Here is a 2,769-nt window from a genome sequence, read left to right as displayed (position 1 = left end):
GGGTGCGTGGCGGTGGCACCAGCGCGGCGATGCGGTCGATCAGTTCCAGCGGTGTGAGGTGCAGCTCATCTGCCTTGCATCGTGCCTCAAGTGGCGAGGCGTGGCCTCGGGTCAATCCCCGTTGTCGGGGGAAACCTGATCCAGATCAGGATCGGGCAGCACCTTGATGCGGGCACCGTGCAGGCTCACCACCTGACCGCCGCGGATCTTGGCCGTCTTGCGCAGCTCGTCGCGGCCATCAACCTGCACCATGCCCTCGGCCACCATGGTCTTGGCGCGTCCGCCGCTTTCGGCGAGGCCGCAGGCCTTGAGCAGGCGGTCAAGGGTGATGAATTCGCCACGCAGGGGAAAGGTGATCTGTTGCAGGGGCATGGTGGGGGGCGATTCAGGGTTGTCAGGGGGATGGACGCGGGCACAAGAGGGGTTTCACCGTGCACAATCTCGGGATTGTGGATCACGCTGTTTTCAGATACGGTGCGATCCGCGTGCCCGACCTCTATTTTGTCCCGTGAGGGGACCGCCTCGCCATGAGCATGAAGAAAACCGACCTGGAAAAGAACAAAGCCATCAAGCTGCGCGAAGGCGTGCAGAAGGCCCCGGTGCCGACGCGCTTTGGCGTGGCCTCGACCGCGGTGCCCGATCGCCGCGAGCAGCGTCGACTGGACCAGGCGGCGGGCTTGGTGCCGTTCGCCTGCAAGCTCAAGGATGAGTTGGTGCAGCGCCTGCGTGCCCTGGCTGAGCAAGAGGGCGGGGACCTGAATGCCCTGACCGAACGTCTGATCCGTGCCGGTCTGAGCGCCGAGGGTGTGCGTGTGCCGACGGCCAAGAAGGCGGCGCCCCCCGCCAGCGCCAAGAAGGTCGCGGTGAAGTTGCCGACGGTGAAAGCACCTGCAAAAGCGCCCGCAAAGGCTCCGGCGAAACCGGCAGCGGCGACCGAGGCGCTGGTCAAACCTGTGAAGAAGGCCGCTTCCAAGCCGACGACCACGGTGGCGGCCCAACCCGCAGCGGCGAAGAAGGCCGCCGCCACCAAGACGGCAGCCAAGCCAGCACCGGCCAAGAAGGTGCCCGCCAAGAAGGCCGCGACGCCGACGGCTGTGGTTGCCAACAAGGCCCCTGCCAAGAAAGCGGCTGCCAAAAAGGCCACCCCTGTCAAAACCAAGAAGGCCTGATCTCGGCGGGTGGGTCTCCCACCCTGATGTGGCCTGATCTCGATCGTTGAACCTGGAGTTCTCATGACCCGACCTGTGATGCACCTTGTCGATCCCAAGACCGGGGAGTCTGATCCCGCGGACATCCGTCGGGTCTTTGACTCGCAACTGGCCACCTCGCTGGCCTGGCGCGAATCGACGATTGCCGAGCGCATCACGCGCCTGAAGAAGCTGCGTGAGGCCATGCTGGCCCGTCGTGCCGACTTCTACGCCGCGTTCGAGAAGGACTACCGCAAGCCCGCCATCGAGGTCGACGGCACCGAGTTCATGCCGGTGCTCGAAGAGATCCGCCACACCATCGGTTCGTTGAAGAAATGGGCTCAGCCCAAGCGCGTGCGCCCGACCATCGGCACGCTGTTCACCGAAAGCTGGATCGAGTACCAGCCGCGTGGCCGTTGCCTGATCATCGCGCCGTGGAACTTCCCGCTCAACCTGTGTTTCGGCCCGCTGGTGTCGGCACTGGCGGCCGGCAACACCGTCATCCTCAAGCCCTCCGAGATGACGCCCTCGGTCAGCGCCGTGATGGCCCAGGTCATTGCCGACACCTTCCCGTCCAACGAAGTGGCCCTGTTCGAGGGCAGCCTGCCGACGTCGACCGCGCTGCTGGAGCTGCCGTTTGACCACATCTTCTTCACCGGCTCCCCGGCCGTGGGCAAGGTGGTGATGGCAGCGGCGGCCAAGCACCTCACCAGTGTCACGCTGGAATTGGGGGGCAAGTCGCCCGTGATCGTCGATGAGACGGCCAACTTGCGCAACGCCGCCGAGGTGATGCTGTGGGGCAAGTTGACCAACTGCGGTCAGATCTGTGTGGCGCCCGACCACGTGTTCGTGCACGAGAGCGTCAAAGACCGCTTCGTGGCCGAGTGCCGTAAGGTGCTGGCCGATCGTTACGGTGCCACGCCCGAGGCGCAGCGTGCCTGCCGCGACCTGACGGGCGTGATCAACCAGCGTCACACCCAGCGCATTGCCGGGCTGCTGCAAGACGCCGTGGCCAAGGGCGCGCGCACCCTGACCGGTGGCGAGGTGGACGTGGCGGGCTGCTACATCGCGCCGACGCTGCTCGATCAGGTGCCCCGCGACGCGGCCATCATGTCGGAAGAGATTTTTGGCCCGCTGCTGCCCATCCTGACCTTCCGCAACGTGGACGAGGTGGTGCGCCAGATCAACGAGGGTCCCAAGCCGCTGGCGCTGTATGTGTTCAGCCAGGACAAGGCGCGTACGCGCCGCATCCTGGCGCAGACCAGCTCGGGTGGTGTGGCCATCAACCAGGTGGTGCTGCACTACGCGCAGGGCAACCTGCCTTTCGGCGGGGTCAACAACTCCGGCATCGGCAACGCCCACGGCGAGTTTGGCTTCAAGACCTTCTCGCACGAGCGTGGCGTGCTCAAGGGTGGCTCGATCAACGCCGCCAAGATGCTGTTCTACCCGCCCTACACCGGCCTCAAGCGCCGCCTGGTTTCGCAGTTCCTGGGGATGCTGAAGTAACGGATAGGAAATTCAACCGCATGAGGCCAAGTATGGCACGAGTTTTGGGCCTCGAAACACGTTCGGCCAAGGAAGG

At 65.0% G+C, this 2,769-nt stretch carries 3 protein-coding genes; 2 read left to right on the top strand and 1 reads right to left on the bottom strand.

Annotated features, from left to right (window positions below; genetic code table 11):
• Positions 1–111: 111 nt before the first annotated feature.
• Positions 112–372, bottom strand: a complete 261-nt coding sequence (locus JAO85_RS25470; RefSeq protein ID WP_084819831.1) for an RNA-binding S4 domain-containing protein — start codon at positions 370–372, stop codon at positions 112–114.
• Between the two features lie 155 nt (positions 373–527).
• On the opposite strand from JAO85_RS25470, the gene JAO85_RS25860 reads away from it, so the two are divergent.
• A complete protein-coding gene (locus JAO85_RS25860) occupies positions 528–1,169 on the top strand; it encodes a hypothetical protein (protein ID WP_314354287.1) in 642 nt (213 codons plus the stop codon).
• Between the two features lie 63 nt (positions 1,170–1,232).
• On the top strand, positions 1,233–2,693 hold the full coding sequence (locus JAO85_RS25460) for an aldehyde dehydrogenase family protein (RefSeq protein ID WP_068595715.1): 1,461 nt from the start codon (positions 1,233–1,235) through the stop codon (positions 2,691–2,693).
• Positions 2,694–2,769: the final 76 nt, after the last annotated feature.

It is taken from the genome of Comamonas sp. NyZ500, from assembly GCF_016772095.1.
Taxonomy (GTDB): Bacteria; Pseudomonadota; Gammaproteobacteria; order Burkholderiales; family Burkholderiaceae_C; genus Comamonas; species Comamonas thiooxydans.
This window is presented reverse-complemented; position numbering and strand designations above follow the sequence as displayed.

Excerpts from the sequence above, each read along its gene's own strand:
- JAO85_RS25460 (WP_068595715.1), top strand. The coding sequence starts at position 1,233 with ATGACCCGACCTGTGATGCACCTTGTCGATCCCAAGACCGGGGAGTCT.
- JAO85_RS25470 (WP_084819831.1), bottom strand. The coding sequence starts at position 372 with ATGCCCCTGCAACAGATCACCTTTCCCCTGCGTGGCGAATTCATCACC.
- JAO85_RS25860 (WP_314354287.1), top strand. The coding sequence starts at position 528 with ATGAGCATGAAGAAAACCGACCTGGAAAAGAACAAAGCCATCAAGCTG.